The sequence below is a fragment of the Bradyrhizobium sp. USDA 3364 genome, from assembly GCF_054056355.1.
This window is the reverse complement of record NZ_JBSRYG010000002.1, coordinates 651,540-675,729: the sequence shown is the minus strand read 5'-3', so window position 1 is coordinate 675,729 and position 24,190 is coordinate 651,540. Positions and strand designations below refer to the sequence as shown.

At 65.6% G+C, this 24,190-nt stretch carries 21 protein-coding genes; 15 read left to right on the top strand and 6 right to left on the bottom strand.

What is annotated here, in order from left to right; translation table 11 throughout:
- The first annotated feature begins 100 nt into the window (after positions 1–100).
- Together ACVILL_RS03430 and ACVILL_RS03425 are read left to right on the top strand one after the other, a co-directional pair.
- Positions 101–1,429, top strand: a complete 1,329-nt coding sequence (locus ACVILL_RS03430) for an aminotransferase class III-fold pyridoxal phosphate-dependent enzyme (RefSeq protein ID WP_456727862.1) — start codon at positions 101–103, stop codon at positions 1,427–1,429.
- A 268-nt stretch (positions 1,430–1,697) separates the two neighbouring features.
- Complete coding sequence (locus ACVILL_RS03425) at positions 1,698–2,963, top strand: D-amino acid dehydrogenase (RefSeq protein ID WP_456727861.1); 1,266 nt, start codon at positions 1,698–1,700, stop codon at positions 2,961–2,963.
- A 24-nt stretch (positions 2,964–2,987) separates the two neighbouring features.
- Here the strand turns inward: ACVILL_RS03425 and ACVILL_RS03420 are convergent, their stop codons facing one another.
- The gene (locus ACVILL_RS03420; protein WP_456727860.1) at positions 2,988–6,119 is read right to left on the bottom strand and encodes a multidrug efflux RND transporter permease subunit; all 3,132 of its coding nucleotides are present in this window, start codon (positions 6,117–6,119) and stop codon (positions 2,988–2,990) included.
- A 716-nt stretch (positions 6,120–6,835) separates the two neighbouring features.
- Here ACVILL_RS03420 and ACVILL_RS03415 point away from each other — a divergent pair.
- Both ACVILL_RS03415 and ACVILL_RS03410 read left to right on the top strand, forming a co-directional pair.
- On the top strand, positions 6,836–7,279 hold the full coding sequence (locus tag ACVILL_RS03415) for a hypothetical protein (RefSeq protein ID WP_456727859.1): 444 nt from the start codon (positions 6,836–6,838) through the stop codon (positions 7,277–7,279).
- A gap of 395 nt (positions 7,280–7,674) precedes the next feature.
- Positions 7,675–7,974, top strand: coding sequence for a DUF6854 domain-containing protein (locus ACVILL_RS03410; RefSeq protein WP_456727858.1), 300 nt, complete (start codon positions 7,675–7,677; stop codon positions 7,972–7,974).
- A 115-nt stretch (positions 7,975–8,089) separates the two neighbouring features.
- Here ACVILL_RS03410 and ACVILL_RS03405 read toward each other — a convergent pair whose 3' ends face one another.
- A complete protein-coding gene (locus ACVILL_RS03405; protein WP_456727857.1) occupies positions 8,090–8,728 on the bottom strand; it encodes a TetR/AcrR family transcriptional regulator in 639 nt (212 codons plus the stop codon).
- 152 nt (positions 8,729–8,880) lie between these two features.
- Between ACVILL_RS03405 and ACVILL_RS03400 the strand changes: the two genes are divergently transcribed.
- The 3 genes from ACVILL_RS03400 to ACVILL_RS03390 are packed head-to-tail and all read left to right on the top strand — an operon-like array spanning position 8,881 to position 12,692.
- Positions 8,881–9,378, top strand: coding sequence for a (2Fe-2S)-binding protein (locus tag ACVILL_RS03400; RefSeq protein ID WP_456727856.1), 498 nt, complete (start codon positions 8,881–8,883; stop codon positions 9,376–9,378).
- The gene (locus tag ACVILL_RS03395; protein WP_456727855.1) at positions 9,375–10,421 is read left to right on the top strand and encodes an FAD binding domain-containing protein; all 1,047 of its coding nucleotides are present in this window, start codon (positions 9,375–9,377) and stop codon (positions 10,419–10,421) included. The genes ACVILL_RS03400 and ACVILL_RS03395 overlap by 4 nt, the downstream gene beginning before the upstream one ends.
- A 3-nt stretch (positions 10,422–10,424) precedes the next feature.
- Positions 10,425–12,692: a xanthine dehydrogenase family protein molybdopterin-binding subunit gene (locus tag ACVILL_RS03390; protein ID WP_456727854.1), complete on the top strand. Its 2,268-nt coding sequence runs from the start codon at positions 10,425–10,427 to the stop codon at positions 12,690–12,692.
- A gap of 173 nt (positions 12,693–12,865) precedes the next feature.
- On the opposite strand, the gene ACVILL_RS03385 is transcribed toward ACVILL_RS03390, so the two are convergent.
- Positions 12,866–13,525, bottom strand: a complete 660-nt coding sequence (locus tag ACVILL_RS03385) for a cupin domain-containing protein (protein WP_456727853.1) — start codon at positions 13,523–13,525, stop codon at positions 12,866–12,868.
- Positions 13,526–13,706: 181 nt separating this feature from the next.
- Between ACVILL_RS03385 and ACVILL_RS03380 the strand changes: the two genes are divergently transcribed.
- The 8 genes from ACVILL_RS03380 (at position 13,707) to ACVILL_RS03345 (ending at position 22,161) form a co-directional block, all read left to right on the top strand.
- Entirely contained in the window at positions 13,707–14,474 is a 768-nt protein-coding gene (locus ACVILL_RS03380; protein ID WP_456727852.1) for an ABC transporter substrate-binding protein, read from the top strand.
- 153 nt (positions 14,475–14,627) lie between these two features.
- Positions 14,628–15,281: an amino acid ABC transporter permease gene (locus ACVILL_RS03375; RefSeq protein WP_456727851.1), complete on the top strand. Its 654-nt coding sequence runs from the start codon at positions 14,628–14,630 to the stop codon at positions 15,279–15,281.
- Positions 15,278–16,009 carry an amino acid ABC transporter ATP-binding protein gene (locus tag ACVILL_RS03370; protein ID WP_456727850.1) on the top strand — a complete coding sequence of 244 codons (732 nt, stop codon included), beginning with the start codon at positions 15,278–15,280 and terminating at the stop codon, positions 16,007–16,009. Before ACVILL_RS03375 ends, ACVILL_RS03370 begins: the two co-directional genes overlap by 4 nt.
- Before the next feature lie 14 nt (positions 16,010–16,023).
- Positions 16,024–17,316, top strand: coding sequence for an NAD(P)/FAD-dependent oxidoreductase (locus ACVILL_RS03365; protein WP_456727849.1), 1,293 nt, complete (start codon positions 16,024–16,026; stop codon positions 17,314–17,316).
- 80 nt (positions 17,317–17,396) lie between these two features.
- The gene (locus ACVILL_RS03360) at positions 17,397–20,627 is read left to right on the top strand and encodes an AAA family ATPase (RefSeq protein ID WP_456727848.1); all 3,231 of its coding nucleotides are present in this window, start codon (positions 17,397–17,399) and stop codon (positions 20,625–20,627) included.
- 47 nt (positions 20,628–20,674) lie between these two features.
- The gene (locus ACVILL_RS03355; protein WP_456727847.1) at positions 20,675–21,166 is read left to right on the top strand and encodes a hypothetical protein; all 492 of its coding nucleotides are present in this window, start codon (positions 20,675–20,677) and stop codon (positions 21,164–21,166) included.
- Positions 21,167–21,184: 18 nt separating this feature from the next.
- Positions 21,185–21,880, top strand: a complete 696-nt coding sequence (locus ACVILL_RS03350; protein ID WP_456727846.1) for a class I SAM-dependent methyltransferase — start codon at positions 21,185–21,187, stop codon at positions 21,878–21,880.
- A gap of 38 nt (positions 21,881–21,918) precedes the next feature.
- Positions 21,919–22,161: a hypothetical protein gene (locus ACVILL_RS03345; protein WP_456727845.1), complete on the top strand. Its 243-nt coding sequence runs from the start codon at positions 21,919–21,921 to the stop codon at positions 22,159–22,161.
- A 10-nt stretch (positions 22,162–22,171) separates the two neighbouring features.
- Here ACVILL_RS03345 and ACVILL_RS03340 read toward each other — a convergent pair whose 3' ends face one another.
- From ACVILL_RS03340 to ACVILL_RS03330, 3 genes are all read right to left on the bottom strand, one after another.
- Positions 22,172–22,573 (bottom strand): PaaI family thioesterase, encoded by a 402-nt coding sequence (locus tag ACVILL_RS03340; RefSeq protein WP_456727844.1) that lies wholly within the window; start codon positions 22,571–22,573, stop codon positions 22,172–22,174.
- Positions 22,574–22,611: 38 nt separating this feature from the next.
- Positions 22,612–22,926, bottom strand: a complete 315-nt coding sequence (locus ACVILL_RS03335) for an NIPSNAP family protein (RefSeq protein ID WP_456727843.1) — start codon at positions 22,924–22,926, stop codon at positions 22,612–22,614.
- 373 nt (positions 22,927–23,299) lie between these two features.
- Positions 23,300–24,154, bottom strand: a complete 855-nt coding sequence (locus ACVILL_RS03330) for an enoyl-CoA hydratase-related protein (protein WP_456727842.1) — start codon at positions 24,152–24,154, stop codon at positions 23,300–23,302.
- Positions 24,155–24,190: the final 36 nt, after the last annotated feature.

Here is a 24,190-nt window from a genome sequence, read left to right as displayed (position 1 = left end):
TGCCTCAACAAGATCAATGGCTTGCGGTGCGGCAGAAAAGGACTTGTTGAGTGCCGGGAAGAGTGGTCCGACTACCCTAACCAACAATGGAGCGCCGCCCGTGACCGTTCATCAGATTCCGAACACCATCAAGACCGATTCGTTCTGGATGCCCTTCACGTCCAACCGGCAGTTCAAGAAGGCGCCGCGGCTGTTCTCCTCCGCCAAGGGCATGTACTACACCTCGGTCGACGGCCGGCAGGTGATCGACGGCTCCGCCGGCCTCTGGTGTGTCAACGCCGGCCATAGCCGTCCGCAGATCGCCGCCGCCGTGGAGCGGCAGCTCTCGACCCTGGACTTCGCGCCCTCCTTCAACATGGGCCATCCGATGGCGTTCGATTTCGCCGAGCGGCTCGCCGAGATCGCGCCGAAGGGGCTGGACCGCGTCTTCTTCACCAATTCGGGCTCTGAATCGGTCGACACCGCGCTGAAGATCGCGCTGGCCTATCACCGCGCCGCCGGTCAGCCGACCCGCACCCGGCTGATCGGGCGTGAGCGCGGCTATCACGGCGTCGGCTTCGGCGGCATGTCGGTCGGCGGCATGGTCGCCAACCGCCGCCAGTTCGCGAACCATCTGCCGGGTGTCGACCACATCCGCCATACCCATGATCTCGCCCGCAACGCTTTCGCCAAGGACCAGCCGGAGCACGGCGCCGAGCTCGCCGACGATGTCGAGCGGATGGTGGCGCTGCACGGCGCCGACACCATCGCGGCCGTGATCGTCGAGCCGGTGCCGGGTTCGACCGCGGTGCTGCCGCCGCCGAAGGGCTATCTGCAGCGGCTGCGCGAGCTCTGCACCAAGCACGGCATCCTCCTGATCTTCGACGAGGTCATCACCGGCTTCGGCCGCCTCGGCGCGCCGTTCGCCGCCAATTTCTTCGGCGTCACGCCGGACATGATGACGACCGCCAAGGGCATCACCAACGGCACCGTGCCGTGCGGTGCGGTGTTCGCCAGCCGCCAGATCCATGACGGGCTGATGGTTGGCCCGGACAACGCCATGGAGTTGTTCCACGGCTACACTTATTCGGCGCATCCGGTAGCCTGCGCGGCGGGTCTTGCCACGCTCGACATCTACAAGGACGAGGCCCTGTTGACCCGCGGCGCCTCGCTCGCCGAGTACTGGCGCGATGGCCTGCATTCGCTGAAGGGCCTGCCGAACGTCGTCGACATTCGCAATGTCGGCCTGATGGGCGCGGTCGAACTGTCGCCACGTGACGGTGTCGTCGGCACGCGCGGCTACGACGTCATGGTCGATTGCTTCAATCGCGGCCTCTACTTCCGCATGAGCGGCGACTCGCTGGCGTTGTCGCCGCCCTTGATCGTCGAGAAGTCGCATATCGACGACATCGTCTCGATCCTCGGCGATGCCATCAAGCGGGTGGCCTGATAATTGCTAGCCTGATAATTGCTAGTGAGATATCAGTCGTATTGTGTCATGAGCCCCTCATGGTGAGGAGCGCGAAGCGCGTCTCGAACCATGAGGCCCATCTGTGGCCTACATCCTTCGAGACGCCCGCTTTGCGGGCTCCTCAGGATGAGGGGAAGCAGCATTCATGACGCGGTAGATTGGCTAGCTCTACAAATTGCTGTCGCCGTTGCGAAGCAGAGTGGTTTCGCAGCGGCGATTGCGTTTTTGCTGCAGGATGTGAGGAAAAGTGAAGGTCCTTGTTCTCGGCAGTGGCGTGATCGGCGTCACCTCGGCCTATTACCTTGCGCGCGCCGGCCATGAGGTGACGGTGATCGACCGTCAGCCGAAGCCCGCGCTGGAAACCTCCTTTGCCAATGCCGGCGAAGTGTCGCCCGGATACTCGTCGCCCTGGGCCGGCCCCGGCGTGCCTGTCAAGGCGGTGAAGTGGCTGTTGATGAAGCACGGCCCGCTGGTGATCCGCCCGAAGGTCGATCCCGTGATGTGGCTGTGGCTGCTCAAGATGCTGCGCAACTGCACCACGGCGCGCTACGCGGTGAACAAGGCCCGGATGATCCCGATCGCGGAATACAGCCGCGACTGCCTGCAGGCGTTGCGCAGCGAGATCGGCATCAAATACGACGAGCGCGCGAGGGGCACGCTGCAGCTGTTTCGTTATCAATCGCAGCTCGAGGGCACCGGCGACGACATCGCGGTGCTCAAGCAGTACGGCGTGCCGTTCGAGGTGCTCGACCGCGAGGGCTGCATCGCCGCCGAGCCCGCGCTCGCGAGCGTGAAAGAAAAATTCGCCGGCGGTCTGCGGCTGCCGCATGACGAGACCGGCGACTGCCACATGTTCACGCAGGCCTTGGCGTTGGAAGCCGAGAAGCTCGGCGTGCGCTTCAATTTCAACACCGGTATCGAGGGCCTGAACGCAGACGCTACCCGGATCACCGGCGTTGCGACCAGCGCCGGCATGATGACCGCCGATGCCTATGTGCTGGCACTCGGCAGCTATTCGCCGCATCTCGTGCGGCCGCTCGGCATCTCGCTGCCGGTCTATCCGGTGAAGGGCTATTCGATCACGGTGCCGATCAAGGATGCGTCCGGCGCACCGGAATCGACCGTGATGGACGAGAGCTACAAGGTCGCGATCACCCGGCTCGGCGATCGCATCCGGGTCGGCGGCACCGCCGAGATCTCAGGCTATTCGACCAAGCTCTACGCCGCGCGGCGCGCGACGCTGGACCATTCGCTGACCGATCTGTTTCCGCGCGGCGGTGACCTCCCGAAGGCGACCTTCTGGTGCGGCCTGCGCCCGATGACGCCGGACGGCCCGCCCGTGATCGGCGCGACGCGGTTTGCCAACCTGCACCTCAACACTGGCCATGGCACGCTCGGCTGGACCATGGCCTGCGGCTCGGGCCGCGTGCTCGCCGATATGCTGTCCGGCGGGAAGCCCGAGATCGACACCAAGGAGCTGTCGATCAAGCGCTACGATCACAGGTTCGGGTAGGGCGCCGCGGTCGCATACGAACCGCTATTCGGCGGCGTTCCGCACCGGCGGTTCGGCATCGTCGTCGCGCTTCGTGGCCGTCCAGCTCGACAGCGCGTTCGAGAGCCGGTCGAGATAGAGATAGACGACCGGCGTCGTGAACAGCGTCAGCGCCTGGCTCACGAGCAGGCCGCCAACCATGGCATAGCCGAGCGGTTGGCGGATTTCCGATCCGGTTCCGGTACCCAGCATCAGCGGTACGCCGCCGAGCAGGGCCGCCATCGTCGTCATCATGATCGGACGGAAACGGAGCAGCGCCGCTTTCCGGATCGATTCACGCGGCGACAGATGTTCCTCGCGTTCCGCGGCGATCGCGAAGTCGACCATCATGATGCCGTTCTTCTTCACGATGCCGATCAGGAGGATGATGCCGATCAGCGCGATCAGGCTGAAATCGAACCCGAATGCCATCAGGATCGCCAGCGCGCCGACGCCGGCCGACGGCAGCGTGGATAGGATCGTGAGCGGATGGATGTAGCTCTCATAGAGCATGCCGAGGATCAGATAGACCACGACCAGCGCGGCCAGGATCAGGAGCGGCACCGAGCTCAGCGATTGCTGGAAGGCCTGCGCGGTGCCTTGGAAGCTCGAACTGAGCGTGGCCGGCGCGCCGAGATCGGCGACGGCGTCCTGGATCGCATTGGTAGCCTGGCCGAGCGCCACCCCTTGCGCGAGGTTGAAGCTGATCGTGGTCGCCGGAAACTGCCCCTGGTGCGCGATCGCGAGCGGGCGCACCGGGATCGTCGTCCACTTGCAGAACACCGAGATCGGGACCTCGTCGCCCGTGGTCGGTGACTTGATGTAGAGCTTGTTGAGCGTGTCGAGCTTGCCCTGCAACTCGGGCAGGATCTCCAGGATGACGTGATAGCTGTTGAGCTGGGTGAAATACTGGGTCACCTGGCGCTGGCCGAACGCGTCGTACAGCGTGTCGTCGATCAGTTGCGGTTGGATACCGAAGCGCGAGGCGGTGTCGCGATCGATGGTCATCGTCAGCGTCGTACCCTCGGTCTGCTGGTCGGTGGCGACGTCGCGCAGCTCGGGCAGGGTCTTCATCCTGGCCAGGATCTTCGGCGCCCATTCGTTCAGCTCGGCGAGGTTGGCGTCCTGCAGCGTGTATTCGAACTGCGTCCGCGTGGCGCGGCCGCCGAGCCGGACGTCCTGGGAGGCCTGCATGTAGAGCCGCGCGCCCTCCACGGCCTCGAGCTTCGGCCGCAACCGTTCGATGATCTGCTGCGCACTCACGTCGCGCTCCTCGCGCGGCTTCAGCGTGATGTACATGCGGCCCGAATTGAGCGCGGTACCGCCGCCGCCGATGAACTCGGCCATGCTGTCGACCGCGGGATCGGCCCGGACGATGCTGCTGAGCTCCTCCTGATGCCGCTCCATGTCGGCAAACGAGATATCCTGCGCCATCTGCGACACGGCGATCAGGAAGCCGTTGTCCTGTTGCGGGAAGAATCCCTTGGGAATGATCACGAACAGGTAGACCGACAGGGCCACCGTCGCGAAGAAGATGCATAGCGTGGTGCGGCTCCAGCTCAGCGCCAGATCAAGACCGCGTTGATAGCCATGCAGCATCCTGTCGAATGCCGCCTCGCTCCATTGGTAGAGCCGGCCGTGCCTGGTTTCGGAGTGCGCGCGCAGGAAGCGCGATGCCATCATCGGCGTCAGCGTCAGCGACACCACCAGCGAGACGAAGATCGCCATCGCGAGCGTCACCGCAAACTCGCGGAACAGCCGGCCGATCACGCCGCCCATCAGCAGCAGCGGGATCAGCACCGCGACCAGCGAAATGCTGATCGACAGGATGGTAAACCCGATCTCGCCGGCGCCCTGCAATGCCGCGGCGAGCGGCCGCGCACCCTGCTCGACATAGCGCGTGATGTTTTCCAGCATGACGATGGCATCGTCGACCACGAAGCCGACCGCGATCGTCAGCGCCATCAGCGAAAGGTTGTCGAGCGTATAGCCGAACACCCACATCAGCGCGCAGGCGCCGAGCAGCGCCAGCGGCACGGTGACGGCGGGAATAACCGTCGCCCAGAAGCTGCGCAGGAAGATGAAGATCACCATGACGACCAGCACGATGGTGATCAGCAGCGTGATCTGGACGTCCTCGACCGCGGCGCGGATGGTCAATGTCCGGTCGCTGATGATCTTGATCTTGATGGCGGGCGGAATGGCGGCAATGAGCCTCGGAAGCTGCTCCTTGATCCGATCGACCGTTCCGATCACATTGGCGCCGGGCTGCTTGAAGATGACGAGGAACACGCCGCGTTGGCCGTCCGCCCAGGCGGCCTGTTTCATGTCTTCCGGCGCGGCGACAGCCCGGCCGATGTCGCGAATCCGCAACGGACCGCCGTTGCGGTAGGCGACGATGACGTCATTCCAGTCCTTGGCCTCCGGCAGCTGGTCGTTGGCGTAGATCGTATAGGCGCGGCTGGTGCCGTCGATGTTGCCCTTGGGACTGTCTGTCGTCGTGATGGCGATCTGGCCGCGGATATCTTCCAGCGAGAGCCCCTTGGCGACCAGCTTGGCGGGATCGATCTGCACACGAATTGCGGGCTTCTGCTGCCCGCCGATGAACACCTGGGCGACGCCCGAGATCTGGCTGATCTGCTGGCCGAGCTGGGCGTCGACCGCATCGCTCACCTTGATCAGCGGCAGCGTGTCCGAGGTCGCCGACAGTATGAGGACAGGCGAGTCCGCCGGGTTGACCTTGCGATAGGTCGGCGGCGACGGCAGGTTCTTGGGCAACTGGCCGCCGGCGGCATTGATCGCGGCCTGGACATCGTTGGCCGCGCCGTCGATGTTGCGGTTCAGATCGAACTGGATGGTCACCGCGGTCGACCCCAGCGAACTCGTCGAGGTCATTTGGGCGATGCCGGGAATCTGCGCGAATTGCCGCTCCAGCGGCTGCGCGACCGAAGACGCCATGGTCTCGGGGCTGGCGCCGGGCAGGCTTGCGGAGATCTGGATGGTCGGAAAGTCGACCTGCGGCAGCGGCGCGACCGGCAGCAGCGGATAGGCGACCATGCCGACGAACAGGATGCCGGCCATCAGCAGCGAAGTGCCGATAGGGTAGCGGATAAACGGAGATGAGATGCTCTCGTTCATTTCTGCAATCCAAATGAACGGCAGGCGCATCTTTTCCCGAATATCGGGAGTCGTCCTCGAAAGCTCGAGCTCGAACGCGCGTTTCCCTCGCCATGGCCAATCGGCAGATCGCGGAGTTGCCCTCCGCGTCCACCGGTTTTTTTGTCAGCATAGTCATTCCTGGAGACGGCGTGAATGGAAACATCGGATCGCCCATTCGACCTTCGTTGAATTGCCGGATGCCGCCCGCCCCGCGGCGCTGTTTTGGCAGACGTGAAACGTGTGCTCGGCGTGGAGTATATCTTATTACGATATATCTGCAGGCAATCGGTTCGGCCGGCAGGAGGCGAGGGGGGATCATCCCGCGATGACCACGAAAAAGCCCCGGCTTGCCGCGGCGCTCTTCGTCGGCGCAAATGAATCAACGAAAAGCCCGGCACGATGGCCGGGCTGAATCGCAAGTATGGATTGGCATTGGCAATGCGGCGATCCAGCCGGACGCCGATCGAACCATCTGTGCGCTTCGGCACATTCCCGCGGCCTTCGCCTTGCGACGCTCGCCTTGCCATTGGCCGCCGGACTGCCCGGCGCCCCTATGCGGCGCATATGCCGCGCAGCACGCAGTGCTCTCGAATTCATATCCCGCCCTGAAGATATTGCTCCCGAAAGCTCACGCATCGCGACCGTCCGGCCGAAGCGTCGGCCGGACGCGCGAGCGAACGAGAACAGGTGACATCATGACTTCGCTTCAATTGGCCCCCGGCGACAGGATCATCGAGCCGATGATCGCGCTCGCCGGCTGCTCGACCCAGCAACGCATCGTCGTGGCCGGCTCGAAAAGCATCGAACTGATGCTCGAACTGCATCGGCGCGGCTATCTGCGGGCTGCGGCGACCGGCAACTGCGGCCGCCCGGCTGCCCAGTATGACGCTGCGCTGGTCGATTGGCGGCGGCGCACGCTGCATGCGCTCGAGCCGACGCTGGACTGGCTGGCGAATTTCCTCAGCGCCCGCGCGGTGCTGGTGGTGTGGGTCGACGCGCAGAAGGCATCGGCGAACCAGAGCCTGCGCGCGTCGCTGGAGCGGCGCGGCTTCGTCGTCGAGCAGGGCATTGTGCATCAATTCGGATGCGCGCTTGCGGCGCGAAGGTCGCAGGCCCATCCGCTGCGGCTCGCGGCCTGACGCGAATGGAGGCAGTCCGGATGTCCAGGGTCCGACGCGCGATCATTCGCGAATGGATGACGTTGGCGCGTGAGAAACGCGAATTCGCCGAACAGGCATCAGCCTTCGCAACGGCCGCGCTGCAGCGCCACCGCCTGCCGCGCAGCCGGTGCACGCCGCATGCGGTGATCATGAGATGGCTGGGGCCGCGCACCGGTCGCCCCTGAAGCATGGCCCGGAAAGGCACGCGTAGCGGGCGTCGCCCGGATGAGCCAACAGGTCGCCCGAGCGCCACCATGGCGTAAACCTTCGACGTGGCGGGGCGACTCACATCGGCGGGACAAGCGTTCTGCAAGTTTTCCTTTGAAAGTCCGTCCGAAGACCCCACGCGACAGGTAAACCGGAGGAGGGCAGTCATGGCTATCGTGTCGTTTACGCGTTTCAAGAGCGACAAGGCCGAGGAAATAGTCAAGACCGCGAAGCAGGCGAAGGCAATTTTCGAAAAACATGGTGCTGAATTTCTTCGGCTATCACGTTTCCATACCGGCAACTGGGCGGGACAGTATCTGGTGACCGTGCGTTTCGCCAATTGGGAAGTTTACGGCAAAGTGCAGGAGGCGGTTGCTAAAGACGAAGCATTCGCGAAGCTCGTCGCCCATACGGCAACGTTTGCCGAATTGACGGGCCGCAACATCACGGTCGGGATTGATCTCTGACAATGGGCAATGTTGGGCTCCCGTAGCCCGGCAAAATAGAACGAAGGGCCAGCCTGTCCGGCGGGCCTTTCGTGCATGTGCGGACCCCGATCAGCAAACGTGGGTGAGCGAACGGCTAGCGTGCCGGCTTGCGGCTCGCCTTCTTCACAGGCTTCACCGGCGCCGCGTTATCCGCCGGCCGTACGCGCAAACCGTCCACGAACACGTCCAATAGCCGCAGCGCGGTGGTCTGCCAGCCCGGCTGGTCGTGCATGTAGCACATGCCGATCAGCGCGCGCAGCACGTCCTCGGCGCTGATGTCGTCGCGGATTGCGCCGGCCGCAACCGCACGCGCGAGCAGGGTGCCGATCGCCTTGGTCAGGCGATCGAACGAATAGGCATGCAGTTCGGTCGAGCCGGTCGCGACCAGCGCGAGTGCCGCCACCATGCCCTTCTTGGTTGCGACGAATTGCACATTGGCACGCAGCCAGCGCCGCAGCGCCTCGACCGGCTCGGGCGCGCCCTGCAACTGCTCGGCCAGATCGCCGAGCTGCTCGACCTCGCGGCGATAGACCGCCTCGTACAGCGCCTCGCGGGTCGGGAAGTGGCGATACAGCGTGCCGATGCCGACCCCGGCACCGCGCGCCACCGCCTCCAGGCTCGCCTCGCTGCCGCCGGCCGAGAACACGGCCTTGGCCGCTTCCAGCACGCGCTCGCGGTTGCGCACGGCGTCGGCGCGGGGCTTGCGGACAATTTCTGGTGATGGACCGGCCATTCCTTTTTCTTTTCCCCCTCTCTTGTAAACGGAGGACGCCTCCGTATATGGCGACCAGCACCGGGCCTGACAAGGCGCGCCGATCGCGGATCGGCGGCCACGGGAACGCGTTGCCTCGATTCAACCCGACCATACACGGATCGGAGCCCTGCATGAATCTTCCTATCAGTCTCACCATCAACGGCGTCCGCCGGGAAATTGCGCTCGACGATCCCCGCGTCACCCTGCTCGACCTCCTGCGCGAGCGGCTCGACCTCACCGGAACCAAGAAGGGATGCGACCGCGGCCAGTGCGGTGCGTGCACCATCCTGGTCGACGGCCGCCGCATCAACTCCTGCCTCGCCCTCGCCGTCAGCCATGACGGCGCCGAGATCACCACGATCGAAGGCATCGCGCGCGGCGCAGAGCTGCATCCGGTGCAGGCCGCCTTCATCGCCCATGACGGCTTCCAGTGCGGCTTCTGCACGCCGGGCCAGATCATGAGCGGAATCGGCCTGATCCAGGAAGGGCAGGCCGGCGACGATCCGGAGCGCGTGCGCGAATGCATGAGCGGCAATCTGTGCCGCTGCGGCGCCTATGCCGGGATCACGGAAGCCGTGCTCGAAGCCCAATCCAACATGACCGCGACCGAGCAGAGGCGCTCCGCATGATGAATTTCGATTACGTCAGGCCGGCCAACGTCGCGGATGCGATCGCGGCGGCCTCCGAAAAGGGCGCGACCTATCTTGCCTCCGGCACCAACCTGCTCGATCTGATGAAGGGCGGCGTCAGCCGGCCGAGCCGGCTGGTCGACGTCACGCGTCTGCCCGGGCTCGACCGCATCGAGCAGCTCTCCGACGGCGGCTTGCGGATCGGCGCGCTGGTGCGCAATTCCGATCTCGCGCATGACGCCGAGTTCGCGCGCACCTATCCCGCGATCGCCGAAGCGCTGCTGTCGGGCGCTTCCGCCCAACTGCGCAACGCCGCGACCGTCGGCGGCAATCTGATGCAGCGGACCCGCTGCGCCTATTTCTACGACGCCGGCAGCGCCTGCAACCGGCGCTGGCCGGGCGCCGGCTGCGACGCGCTGAAGGGCGAGAACCGCCTGCACGCGGTGCTCGGCTGGAGCGAGGGCTGCATCGCGACCCATCCGTCGGACTTCTGCGTGCCGCTGGTCGGGCTCGATGCCGTGGTCGAAATCGAGGGCAAGGGAGGCCGGCGCGAGCTGCCGCTCGAGGCGCTGCATCGTCTGCCCGGCGATGCGCCGGAGCGCGAGACCGCGCTGGAGCGCGGCGATCTGATCGTCGCGCTGCGCCTGCCGGCCGATGCGAAAAACTTTGCCCGGCATGCCCGCTACATCAAGGTCCGCGAGCGCACCTCCTACGCCTTCGCCGTGGTCTCTGCCGCGGCGGCCTTGCGCATCGAGAACGGCAAGATCCGCGAGGCGCGGCTCGCGCTCGGCGGCGTCGCGGCCAAGCCGTGGCGCGCGCGCGAGGCCGAGCAGGTGCTCGCGGGCGCAACGCCGGATGCGGGCATCTATCGCGAGGCGGCGCGCGCTGCGCTCGCCGAGGCCAAGCCGTCCGGCAACAACGCCTTCAAGATCGAGCTCGCGCAACGCATCATCGTGCGCGCGCTCACCCTTGCCGCCGCAGGCACGCCGGACCGCATTGCCGCGCTGCCGGGCTCTCCCTTCTCATCCGTTGCAGGAGCGTGACGCATGACGCTTGAGATCAGTCTGACCCGCGACCCCGCCCATATCAGGCATGGCTCGAATATCGGCCAGCCGCTGACCCGTACCGACGGCATCCTCAAGGTGACGGGCAAAGCCCGCTACGCCGCCGACAATCATCCGCCAGGCATGCTCTATGCCGTGATCGCGACGAGCTGCATCGCACGCGGCCGCGTCACTGCGCTCTGCGTCGACGCCGCCAAGCGCCATCCCGGCGTCGTCGACGTGATGACCCCGGCGCACAAGCCGGAGCTTGCCGAAGATCCCGACGCCAAGGGCAATCCGTTCGCCTTCCGCATGGAGCTGTTGCAGAGCGACGAGGTGCGCTACGCCAACCAGGCGATCGCGGTCGTGATCGCCGAGACGCTGGAGGTCGCGACCGAAGGCGCGGCGCTGCTGTCGCCGCGCTACCAGGTCGAGATCGCGCGCGTCGGCCTCGATGCGGGCGAGGCCTATGCGCCGCCGGTGGTCGGGATCGGCAACCCGGCCGAAGTCCGTCACGGCGATATCGATGCCGGTCTCGCCGCCGCCTCGAAGCTGACCGATGCGACCTATGAGACGCCGGCGCAGTATCACAACGCGATGGAGCCGCATGCGATCGTCGCGGTGTGGGACGGCGACCGCCTGTTCATCGACACGCCGAGCCAGGGCATGGGGTTCGCGCAGATGCGCGTCGCCGGGCTGTTCGGCATTCCGCCAGCGAATATCCACATCAACAGCCCGTTCCTCGGCGGTGGCTTTGGCTCCAAAGGCCTGATCTCGGGGCCACAGGTGCTCGGCATCATGGCGGCGAAGCTGGTAGGGCGTCCGGTCAAGCTGGTGCTGCGCCGCAGCCAGATGTATGGCCCGGTCGGCCATCGCCCGCCGACCCGGCAGCGGCTGCGCATCGGCACCGACGATGCGGGCATGCTGACGGCGATCGATCACCACGCGCGCATCACGACGTCGAGCTTCGACGATTTCTACGAGCCGGCCGCCGACGCCTCGCATACGCTCTATGCCAGTCCCGCGATCCACACCGCGCATGAGGCGGTGCGCGTCGACACCGGCACGCCGCTGTTCATGCGTGCGCCGGGGGAGGCCACCGGATCGATTGCGCTGGAGGGTGCGATCGACGAGGCGGCGTTCGCCTGCGGCATCGATCCGCTGGAGTTTCGGTTGAAGAACTATGCCGAGGTCGAGCCGACGACGGGAAAGCCGTTCTCGTCGAAGGCGCTGCGGCAGTGCTACGCCAAGGCCGCGGAGCGTTTCGGCTGGGCGCGGCGTCCGCTTGCGCCGAAGCAGATGCGCGACGAGAACGGCTTCCTGGTCGGCTGGGGCGTCGGCACCGCGACGTTCCCTGCGATCATGTTCCAGGGCAATGCCCGCGCCGTGATCCGCGCCGACGGCAAGGGCGTGATGGAGACCGGGGCCCATGACATGGGGCAGGGCGCCTGGACCGCGCTTGCGCAGATCTCGGCCGACTCGCTCGGCGTCGAGCTCGATCAGCTGACGTTCCGTTCCGGCAGCTCCGACCTGCCGGACGCCGGCATTGCCGGCGGCTCCGGCCATACCGCAACCGTCGGCGCCGCGATCCACAACGCGGGGGCTGGCGTGATCGCCAAGCTTGCCGAGCTCGCCACCACGGACCGGCGCTCGCCGCTGTTCGGCGCCGGCAATGCCGGCGTGATCGCGCGCGGCGGCCGGCTGCATCGCCGTGACGACGAGTCGCGCAGCGAAGGCTATGCCGAGATCCTCGCGCGCGCCGGGCTTGCCGAGATCGACGCCGCCGGCAGCGGTGCGGCCGATCCTGCCGCGCAGTCGCAATATGCGATGCACGCGCATGGCGCGGTGTTCGCCGAGGTCAAGGTCGATCCGGAGCTCGGCCAGATCCGCGCGACGCGGATGGTCGGCGCCTTCGCCGCGGGCCGCATCATCAATCCGCTGCTGGTGCAGAGCCAGCTTTATGGCGGCATGATCTGGGGCCTCTCCTTCGCGCTGCACGAGGAGGCAGTGATGGATCACAGATCCGGCCGCATCCTCAACGCAAACCTCGCCGAGTATCATGTGCCCGTGAATGCCGACGTGCCGCCGATGGACGTCATCACCGTCGACGAGCACGATCCGCACGTCAACGCGCTCGGCATCAAGGGCGTCGGCGAGATCGGCATCACCGGCAGCGCCGGTGCGGTCGCCAACGCCGTCTGGCACGCCACCGGCATCCGCGCCCGGAATTTCCCGATCAAGATCGAGGAGATCGTGATGGGGCTGGGCTGACGCGGACTGACCCGATCGCCGTGTAACCATCGTCGTCGTCCCGGCGAAAGCCGGGACCCATAACCACCGGGTCGTGTTGTTTGAGAGGGTTGCGACCCCGCGTCGCGCAATCATTTCCATTCGTGGTAATGGGTCCCGGCCTTCGCCGGGACGACGGTTGAGAAAGCGCGCACTCACCCCGCCGCCGTCACGCAGTTCACCCACAGCACCATGGCCTTGGCATCGCGGGCCGGATTGGAGAACCGGTGCGGTCTGCGGCTGGCGAAGCGGAAACTGTCGCCCTGCTTCAGCGTCCAGGTTTCCGTGTCCACCGTCAGCGTCATCTCGCCGGCAAGCACGAGGCCGGCTTCTTCGCCGTCATGGGTATAGAACTCGTCGCCGGTGTTGCCGCCGGGTTCGAGATGCACCAGGAACAGATTGAGCCGGCTCTCGCTGCCGGCCGGGCTCAACAGCTGCTTTGAGATTCCGGTGCGCCACAATTTCAGCTCGGCGCGCTGCAGCTCGCGGGTCACCACGCCGCCGGCGCTGTCATCCTTCGGCGTCGCGCCGAACAGCGCGGCGATGCCGACACCAAGCACGTCGGCCAAGGTCGCCAGCACGCGCAGCGAGGGCGACGACAGGCCGCGCTCGATCTGGCTGATGAAGCCGATCGAGAGACTGGTCGCGGCGGCAACCGTTTCCAGCGACATCTGCTTGCTGCGGCGGAGGTCGCGGATGCGGTGTCCGACCGCAAGGTCCATCGCGGGCTCGGCAGGCCTCTTGACCGGATTCTTGACTGGCTTCTTGACGGCGCGGCGTGCCGTCGCAGGCTTCGCTGCCGCTCCCTTGCGCATTCTCTTGCCGCCGCTCACGTCAATCCGCTTCCTTCATGTGCATGAAAACCGCTTGCATTGACCGCGGTTTCGTGACCACAATTTCATATTGGTGAAAATAGGCCGGAACGGCGTCGCCCGCAACCAAAAGCGCCGATACGCGGGCGATGCGGCGCCAAGGCCAGCTTCGGGAGGTGTTGCGATGTCCTTTCAGCGTCTCGTGCAGGCCGCGGTCGCGGCGCTTGCCCTTGCCTTGAGCGCGCCGTCAGGGGCGCAGCAGGTGCTGAAGGTGGGCTCGACGCCGACCGGCATCCCCTTCACCTTCCTCGACACCAAGACCAACTCGATCCAGGGCATCATGGTCGATCTCGCCACCGAGATCGGCAAGGACGCCGGCTTTTCCGTGCAGATCGAGCCGATGCAGTTCTCGGCGCTGATCCCGTCGCTGACCTCGAACAAGATCGACATCATCGCAGCCGCGATGTTCGCCACCGCCGCGCGCAAGGAGGTGATCGACTTCTCCGATCCGGTCTACACCTATGGCGAGGGTCTCGTGGTGCCGAAGTCCGACAGCAAGTCCTATGCCACGCAGGAGGATCTGAAGGGCACGGTGGTCGGCGCCCAGGTCGGTACCGCGTTCGTCGATGCGCTGAAGAAGACCGGCCTATTCAGCGAGGTCAAGGTCTATGACGCCATTCCCGACATCCTGCGCGACGTGAATGCCGGCCGCCTCAAGGCCGGCTTCGCCGACTATCCGATCCTCGCCTACAATCTGCAGCAGGGCAATTTCGCCGACGTGCGGCTGGTCGACGGCTACAAGCCCGTCACCGTCGGCACGGTTGCGATCGGCGTGCGCAAGAGCGACACCGAGCTGCTCGCCAAGATCAACGCCTCGCTGGCAAAGCTGAAGGCGAACGGCACGATCGGAAAGATTTTGGAGAAGTGGGGCCAGAAGGCCAACGCATCGTGAGGGACGTGCCGCGATGAGATTTGGTGTTGAGCTTCACTGTGTTCTCCGCGTCATTGCGAGGAGCGCTAGCGACGAAGCAATCCATCTCTCCGAGCTTGCGGACCGATGGATTGCTTCGCTCCGCTCGCAATGACGCTTCTATGATTTGAGCCGATGCAAAAGTTCTTCCACGACGCCGTCGAATTCGTGCCGATCCTGCTGCAGGGTGTCTGGCTGACCATCGTCGTCACGGTCGGCTCGCTCGCGCTGTCGACCGTGCTCGGGCTGGTGTGGGCCTTGATGCGGGTATCCGGCATCCGCATCCTCACAGGTTTCAGTGCGGCGCTGATCAATGTGATCCGCGGCATCCCGATCATCGTGCTGCTGTTCTACATCTATTTCGTGATGCCTGATTTCGGCATCGCGCTGACGGCGTTGCAGGCCGCGATCATCGGGCTCGGCATCGCCTATTCGGCCTATCAGGCGGAGAATTTCCGCGCCGGCATCGAGGCGATCGACAAGGGGCAGATCGAGGCGGCGCAGACCATCGGGATGGGCTGGTGGCTCACCATGCGCCGCGTGGTGCTGCCGCAGGCGGTGCGGATCATCCTGCCGCCCTACGGCAACATCATGATCATGATGCTGAAGGATTCCTCGCAGGCCTCCACCATCACGGTCGCCGAGCTGGCGCTGCAGGGCAAGCTGATCGCCTCCTCGACCTTCAAGAACACCAGCGTGTTCACCCTGGTGGCGCTGATGTACCTCACCATGAGCATCCCGCTCATCCTGCTGGTTCGGCACTTCGAGAACAAGGCGAACCGCAAATGATCGAGCTCAACGACGTTCACAAGAGCTTCGGCAAGGTCGAGGTGCTGAAGGGTATCACGGCGTCGGTCGCCAAGAGCGAGGTGGTCTGCATCATCGGCCCGTCCGGCTCCGGCAAGTCGACCATCCTGCGCTGTATCAACGGGCTCGAAAGCTACGATCGCGGCGAGATCAGCGTCGAGGGCACGCGCGTCGACAGCAATGACCGCTCGATCGTGGCGATCCGCACCCAGGTCTCGATGGTGTTCCAGCGTTTCAACCTGTTTCCGCATCGCACCGCGCTCGAGAACGTCATCGAGGGGCCGCTTTACGTGAAGAAGCAGCCGCGCGAGCAGGCGATCGCCCGCGGCCGTGCGCTGCTGGGGCAGGTCGGCCTCGCCGACAAGGCAGAGGTGCATCCGCCAAAGCTCTCTGGCGGCCAGCAGCAGCGCGTCGCGATCGCGCGTGCGCTGGCGATGCAGCCGAAGGCGATCCTGTTCGACGAGCCGACCTCCGCGCTCGATCCCGAGCTGGTCGGCGAGGTGCTCTCGGTGATGCGCAAGCTCGCCGATGACGGCATGACCATGGTGGTCGTCACCCATGAAATGGGCTTCGCGCGCGACGTCGCCGACCGCGTGCTGTTCATCGACGGCGGCGTCATCGTCGAGCAGGGCGCCGCCAAATCCGTCCTCAACCAACCGCAGCACCCGCGCACCCAGGATTTTCTGCGCCGCGTGCTGCATCCGCTGTGATCCGGTCTCATCCAATGAATGCTCCCGCCCGCCTGCCGCTGCCCCCGAGTCTCTATGCCGACACCGCGGTCGAGGCGACCCCGGCGCCGCCGCTGACTTCGGACAAGAGCGTGCCGGTCGCGATCATCGGCGGCGGCTTCACCGGCCTGTCGACTGCGCTGCATCTCGCCGAGCACGGCGTGCATGCGACCGTGCTGGAAGCGCAGGAGCCGGGCTGGGGCGCGTCCGGCAACAATGGCGGGCAGACCAATCCCGGGCTGAAGCACGACCCCGACCAGATCGAGCAGGATTTCGGCGCCGATCTCGGCCGCCGCATGATCGAGTTCTCCTACGGCACCACCAACTTCACCCATGATCTGATCCGCCGCTACCAGATCCCCTGCGAGGCGCGGCAGAACGGCACGCTGCGCGCCGCCTACAACGAGGCGAGCGCCGCGGCGATCGAGACCACGGCGAAGCAATGCATCCGGCGCGGCATGCCGGTGAAGCTGCTCAACGCCGCCGAGATGCGCGCGATGACCGGCAGCGACCGCTATCTCTGCGCGATGCTCGATGCCCGCGGCGGCGATCTGCATCCGCTGAGTTACGCGCGCGGCCTGGCGCGCGCCGCGATCGGGGCCGGCGTTGCCGTCCATGGCGAGACGCCGGCGCTGTCGCTGCGCCGCGACGGCGGCCGATGGCGGATCGAAACCCCGCGCGCGGTGGTGCACGCCGACAAGGTACTGCTCGCGACCAATGGCTTCACCGACGATCTCTGGCCCGCGCTTCGCCGTACCATCGTGCCGGTGTTCTCGTCGATCGCGGCGACCGCGCCGCTGCCCGACGAGATCGCCCGCGCCATCATGCCGAGCCGCCCGGTGCTCTACGAGAATGGCCACATCACGGTCTATTACCGCATCGACCAGCACAACCGGCTCTTGATGGGCGGCCGCGGCCCGATGCGCTGGATCAGCAAGCCGGACGACGTCGCCTATCTGATCCGCTACGCCGAGCGGCTGTGGCCGCAGCTCAAGGGCGCGAGTTGGACCCATGGCTGGAACAGCCGTCTCGCCATCACCGCCGATCATTATCCGCATGTCCATGCGCCGGCTGAGAATCTGTTGATCTCGCTCGGCTGCAACGGCCGCGGCGTCGCGCTCTCGACCGCGATGGGGGCGCAGCTGGCCCGCCGCCTGATCGGCGGTGCCAAAACCGAGATCGACATGCCGGTGACCGGCATCAAGCCGATCCCGATGCACGCCTTCTGGCGGGTCGGCGTCACCACGGCGGTGCTGACCGGGCGGGTGCGGGACCGGCTCGGTGTGTGAACCGGCTAACACAATTACAGAATGTGCTGGGCTATTCTCGCGCGTCGGATATATTCGCAGTCTTTACTGAAAGGCTGTTCATGCAGTGCGAGCGATGCGGTCATGCGAACCGGGCTGGCAACGATTATTGTGAAGATTGCGGTGCGCCGTTAGGCCTCAAATGTGATTCCTGTCACCATGTGAACGGGCCCTCCAGCCGCTTCTGCGGCCGCTGCGGCACCGTGCTCGCCGCGGCCGGCGCTCGTCCGGACATGCCCTCGCAGCGGATGCTGCGCTCGCTCAGCAGCAAGGGCGGCGAACGCAAGAACCTGACCTTGCTGTTCGCCGATATCCGCAACTCGACCAATCTGATCGACAGCCTCGGCGATCCCGAACTCGGGATGCGGCGGCTGGAGCCGGTGCTCGACCTGATGAAGGAGGCGGTCCACCGCTACGACGGCATCGTCAACAAGATCCAGGGCGACGGCGTCATGGCGCTGTTCGGCGCGCCGCCGCGCCCGCACGAGGACCATGCGGTCCGCGGCTGTCTCGCCGCCTTGGCCATGCAGGATTCGGTCGCACGGCTCGCCGATCCCGGCATGCAGATCCGGGTCGGGCTGCACACCGGCGAAGTCGTCGTCCAGACGGTGGAAAACACCATCTATCAGACCTACGACGCCGCCGGCGCCAACGTCCATATCGCCAACCGGATGGAGCAGATGGCGGATGAGGGCGCGATCCTCATCACGCGGGACACCTATCTCGGCGCGAGGCAGTTCGTCGAGGTGATGCCGCTCGGCATGCAGACCATTCGAGGCATCTCCACGCCGGTTGAGGTGTTCAGGCTGACGGGGCTGCTCAGCGCACCCGCCAGCGACGTATTCCGCAGCGGTAAGCGCCTGACCTCGATGGTCAACCGGACCGAGCAGATGGCCGCGCTGGACCACGAGTTGTCGCGGGCGGTCGGCGGCGACGGCCGGGTCGTCGGCCTGGTCGGCGACGCCGGCATCGGCAAGAGCCGGCTCTGCTTTGAGTTCACCGAGAACAGCCGCCGCAAGGGTATTCGCGTCTACGAGGGCCGCGTGCTGGCGCATGGACGCGCAACCCCCTTCCAGCCCGTGCTCGAATTGCTGCGCGACGTTTTCGGCATCCGCGTCAAGGAGCCCATCGAGACGTCGAGGCGGCGCGTCATCGACCGTTTCGCCGAGATGGCGTCGTCGGACCAGGAACTGCTGGTGCTGCTCGAATTTCTCGGGCTTGCCGATCCCGAGCATCCAGCCCCGAAGCTCGATCCGCGCGCGCTGAAGCTGCAGCTGCTCGACCTGGTTCGAACGCTGGTGCGCGCCCGCCCCGGCGACACGCCGACGGTCGTGCTGATCGAGGACCTGCACTGGATCGACGCCGCGAGCGAAGAGTTCGTCGAGACGCTGGTGGATGCGATCGTCGGCACTGCGACGCTGCTGGTAGTCAATTTCAGGCCGGGCTTCACCGCACCGTTCATGCAGCGGTCGCACTACCGCCAGATCGCACTGCCGCCGCTGCCGTGGTCCGATTCGACCGAGCTGCTCCGCGAGCATTTCGGCAAGCATCCCTCGCTGGCCTCGCTGAGCAGCAATGTCATCGAGCGTGCGCAAGGCAACCCGTTCTTCATCGAGGAGCTTGCCAACTCCGTCGTGGAGCGCGGCAATGTCGAGGGCGAGCGCGGCAACTACCGGCTCAAGCACGGCGTCGACGCGGTGCCGCTGCCCGCGACGGTGCAGGCCGTGGTGGCCGCGCGCATCGATCATCTCGAGGAGGTCGCCAAGCAGGTGCTCGAAACCGCGGCCGTGATCGGCCGGCTGGTCGCGATGTCGGTGCTGCGCCCGGTCGCGGCGCTGCCGAATGACGATCTCTTGAACGCCATCGCGCAGCTCCGGCAGGCCGAGCTGTTGTACGACCTGCCGCCCTACGACAAGGGACTGCTCGCGTTTCGCCATCCGTTGATCCAGGAGGTGGCCTACGCGACCCAGCTGCGGTCGCGGCTGACCACGCTGCACGCGACCGTCGCCAAGGCGATCGAGAGCTTCGACTGGGGCAAGCTCGACGAGTTTGCCGGATTGCTCGCCTATCACTACGAGGCCGCCGGTCAGCCGCTGGAGGCGGTCACGCATTTGCAGCGGGCGGCGCGCTGGATCGGCAAGACCAACTCCGCCGAGGCGATGAGGAGCTGGAAAAAGGTTCGCGGCCTGCTGCAGGACCTGCCTTCGTCCGACTATGTCGACCGGCTAAGGGCGATGTCGAGCGGCCAGATCCTCAACTTCGGCTGGCGCGAGGGCATGTCCGCCGAAGAGGTCAAGCCCTACGCCGAGGAGGCGATCAAATACGCACGCGCGGCGGACCCGATGCACGAGCCGATCCTGCTCGGCGCCTATGGCCGGATCCTGGCCGCGACCGCGGCGGCCGACGACTACGTCAATCTGGTGCAGGACGCCTTGAAGCTCACCTCCGGCACCGGGGACGTCGGGCGCTTTGCGACCGTCAATGCCATGCTGAGCCAGGCGTTCCTGCTGTCGGGCCGCCTCGGCGAAGCGTTCGACGCCGGGCAGGTGGCGCTCGCCGCCATTGCCGAACAGGGCGGCTTTCACAACAACGTCACACTCGGTCTCAACCCCAACCAGATTCTCGGCTTCGACGTCGAGCATTGGATCAAATGCGTCAGTGCCCGAATCCTGGTTCGCCTGGGCCGGTTTGCCGAAGCCGAACGACAGATTGCCGAGCTGTTGCGGGCAGGGCCTGAAGGTTTTGCGCCGGTCGTGCAGTTCATTCCGCATCTTGCGCTGGTGGAAATGGCCTGGAGACGGGGCCGGCCCAACCTCGCAAAGCCGCACGCGGCCAAGATCGCCGAATTGGCCGAACGGTCCGGGATGCCCTACCTCCGGGTCGCCGCGGTCTCCAGTGCCGGCCTTGCCAGCGCTACGACGGGCGATTTCAAGGTCGCCGCGGTTCAGCTTCGGGAGGCGCTCGACCTTGCGCGCTCCGCGCGCGCCGGCCTCGAATTCGAGGCCAGCATGCTCGCGGATCTGGCCGAAACCCTTTATCGCGCCGCCGACCATCACGCAGCTCTGCAAACAGCCGACGAGGCACTAATGGTAGCTCGTCGGCGAACCGATCGCGTCGCCGAGCTGCACGCCACCGTGCTGCGCGGCCTGATCATTTGCGCTTTGGGCAGCACGTCACATGATGAGCTTGACGAGCTTGTCGGCGGCGCTCAGAATTTGTTCGATATCTCCGGGGCAGTCTACTTCGCGCCACTACTCGACCAGCTTCGATTGCACCATGAGCGGCGTCGCTAGCGCGACGTTTTTTTCATTTCTGGAAACAAAGTACTGAGGGGGTTTTGATGGGAGCTTTCATTAAGGACGAAACGACGCGGGATGTTCTGGACCTGCTGAACAAGCGGTTCGGCCCGGACGGGATCAAGGAGATGGTCGAACTGCAAAAGGAATTCGACATCTTCTCGCCCGATCATCCGCTCGAGCAATCTTTCAAGCTGATCGGGATCGTGCCGAGCGACCCGGCTGAGCGGCAGCGTTGGTACACCTTCCTCGGCAAGCTCAAGAGCTATCCGTCAGACATGGCGAATGTGAACGGATACGATCGGGTGATCCAGGCATTCCGGCAGGCGCTGACGCAGGGGTCCGCCCTGCCGGTCCACGTCGGCGTTCACACCATGAAGGGCAACCCGCAGGTGACGTTCTCGTCCGAGGGCAGCTCGCCGCTGATCTACTCGACCCAGTCGTTCCGGGTGCTGTCGATCCCGACCAAGCCCAGCAAGGTCGCCCGCAAGGATGCCGCGGCGGCAGCCAAGCAACGGCGAGCCAAGAAGAAGTGAGTGAGAAGTGAGCCAGACATGAGCATCGCGGCGGAGACCGCGGACCCCGGCACCGAGGGCGACCGGGCGCGGTTCTCCGACCTCTATGCCGATGTCGAGTCCTACTACAGCGCGCGGGTCGCCAAATACGGCGCCACCCCACGCGGGGTGGACTGGTCCTGCCAGGCCACCCAGGATCTCCGCTTCGTGCAGTTGCTGAAGATCTGCGATTTTTCCGCGCCGTTCAGCCTGAACGACATCGGCTGCGGCTACGGCGCACTGTGCGCCTATCTCGCATGGCGTCACCCGCAGGCTGAGATCGACTATCTGGGGACCGACCTGTCGCGCGCCATGATCAGCCGCGCGCGACGCCGCTTCTCGGCGCCGGGACGGCGGTTCAAGGTCGGCTACGGCAGCCCGCGCCGCGCGGCCTACTCGGTCGCGAGCGGCATCATGAATGTCAATGTCGGCGGCTCCCGCGCATCCTGGGAGGCGTTTGTCGCCGAGATGCTGGCCGACCTGCGCCGCGCCAGCCTGCGCGGCTTCGCCGTCAACTTCATCACCGGCGCGGCGGAAGGCGCGGCTGGTGCTGATGCCGCTCCGGTGCAGCTCTACTGCACCAGTCCGGAGGCGTGGATTCGCTATTGCGAACGCGAGCTCGGCTGCACTGTCGAGACCATCGACGGCTACGGCATGAACGAATTCACCCTGCTGGCGCGGTGTAGCGATCGCTGATCGAACTGGCCGCGCTATCGCGCTCCAGCCTCGCCCAGATGCATTCTGAAGAACGCGATGGCCTCGGCGTGGAAGCGCTGGTGAAACGCGGCGCGATCGAAGCCCGGCGCGTCGGTGCAGATGGCTGGAATCTTCTCGGCCTCCTTCGGCGTGCAGAGCGCGAGGAAGGAGAAGTGTTCGCCGGCCCGTCAGGGCCGGCTGGAACGTCGAAGGACCGCAGCCCGGCCGCCTGTGCCGCAGAAGCCGCAAGCAACAGCAGAGCGGACAGCACGAAGCAATGACGGCGCATGGCTATCGCTTGTCCAGAACCCGCAACTCGGCCGTCGCGGTCGCGACCGTCATGTTGTCAGCGTCGATCAAGTCGGCCGCGACGATCATGTCGCGGTCGGTCTGCGAAACGACCTTCGCCTTGGCCATGATCGGGCCGACGCGCGCCGGCTTGAGAAATCGCGTGGTGAGCGTTCTGGTCACCACGGTGCGCGTCGGAGGAAGCGCTGCCAGCGCGCCGAGCCCCGTGGCCGAGTCCAGCATCGCGGCGAGGAAGCCTCCCTGGATCGTGCCGTGCCGATTGGTGAAGGAGGGCTGCGCCTCGAAGCGGATCGAGGCGGTTTCACCGTCGATGCCCAGCCACTCGCGTCCAAGGAGTTGAGCGCCGGGTGGTGCGTCTGCGCTTGCATTGCTCAAGCCGGTCACCCTTGCTTGTCGTCAGTCCGAGCGGACTGTCTCGGACCTTACGCCGCCTTCGGAAACAATGGCCGGAAGAACGACCGGTCATAGCGCGTGAAGCAGCCCGTCTCCTTTGCGAAGGCTATCGCCTTCTGAACGTCCGGATCGGCGGCGGAATCCTTCCGATATTGCTCGTAGGCCGCGAGGCTCGGAAAGCTGAACATCGCCAGCGCGACGTCGCTCGCGCCTTCGGACGGCAGGAAGTAGCCGTGATGGATACCGCCGAACCGCGGCACCAGATCGAGCCACATTGCAGCATAGGTTTCGAAGTCGGCGAGCTTGCCCAGTCTGACCTCGTAACGCAGGTAACAGGTGATCATTCCGCGGTGCTCCCCGCCATCATTGACCAACGCTTCTCACTATATCTCAGCGGCAAACTCGCGCCACACCACGGCGTTTCGCGCGAGGGTGTTACCGGTTGGACACGACGGGCAACTCAGCAAGACCTGTCAATCCCGAGATAAGAAAATATTCCGTAGAGCAACGAAACGAAAGCTCGGACGATTTATGTCGCGAGAATGCGGAAGTTCGACTCACAGGCCGTGCAACAAACACAGTGTCGTCCCGGCGAAGGCCGGGACCCATAACCACAAATGCTCATGTTACGCGTGTTGCAACGACGAGTCCCACCGACAACATCTGCCGCGGAGTATGGGTCCCGGCCTTCGCCGGGACGACGGTGGAGATCACGTTTCACTCCGCCGCCGGCCACCACGGATACTGGCTCGGCATGTCCTGCGAGACCTTGCCCGGAAAGGCCGGTTTTCGCTTCTCGATGAAGGACTGCACACCCTCGCGCACGTCGGCGTGGCCCCCGCGCTCGACCGACATCGGTTTGTCGATCGCGAGCAATTCGAACGGATCGGGCGCGCCGGCGAAGCGCCAGAGCATCTGACGGGTCAGCGCGACCGACACGGCCGACGTCTCTGCCGTCATCTCCTGGGCGATCTGCCGCGCGCGATCGAGCAGCGCGGCAGGCTCGACCACCTCGCTGACGAGGCCGCCTTTCAGTGCCTCGCCCGCCTCGAAGGTACGGCCGGACAGGCACCAGCGCAGCGACTGCGGCAGGCCGACGAGTTTCGGCAAGAACCACGCGCTGCCGGCCTCCGGCACCAGCCCGCGGCGCGCGAAGATGAAGCCGATCTTGGCGCCGTCGGAGGCGATGCGGATGTCCATCGGCAGCGTCATGGTGATGCCGACGCCGACCGCGGCGCCGTTGATCGCTGCGATCGAGGGTTTCCGGCAGTTGAAGATGGCCTCGACGAAACGGCCGCTGCGCTGGCCGGAGCTTGCGAACACGCCGGCGCCGTGGCTGCCGGACGTGTCGAAGCTCTTGGCGCCGCCGGAGACGTCGGCGCCGGCGCAGAACGCGCGGCCCGCGCCGGTGACGATGACGGCCCGGACATTGTCGTCCTCATCGGCGCGCTGGAAAGCGTCGGCGATTTCCGCGCCCATCGTTCCGGTGTAGGCGTTGAGCTTATCCGGCCGGTTGAGTGTGACGGTCATCAGGGAGTCGCCGATGTCGCACGTGATCTGTTCGTAGTTCATGACCGCCTCCCCGGGATATTGTTGTTATGCGAGTCG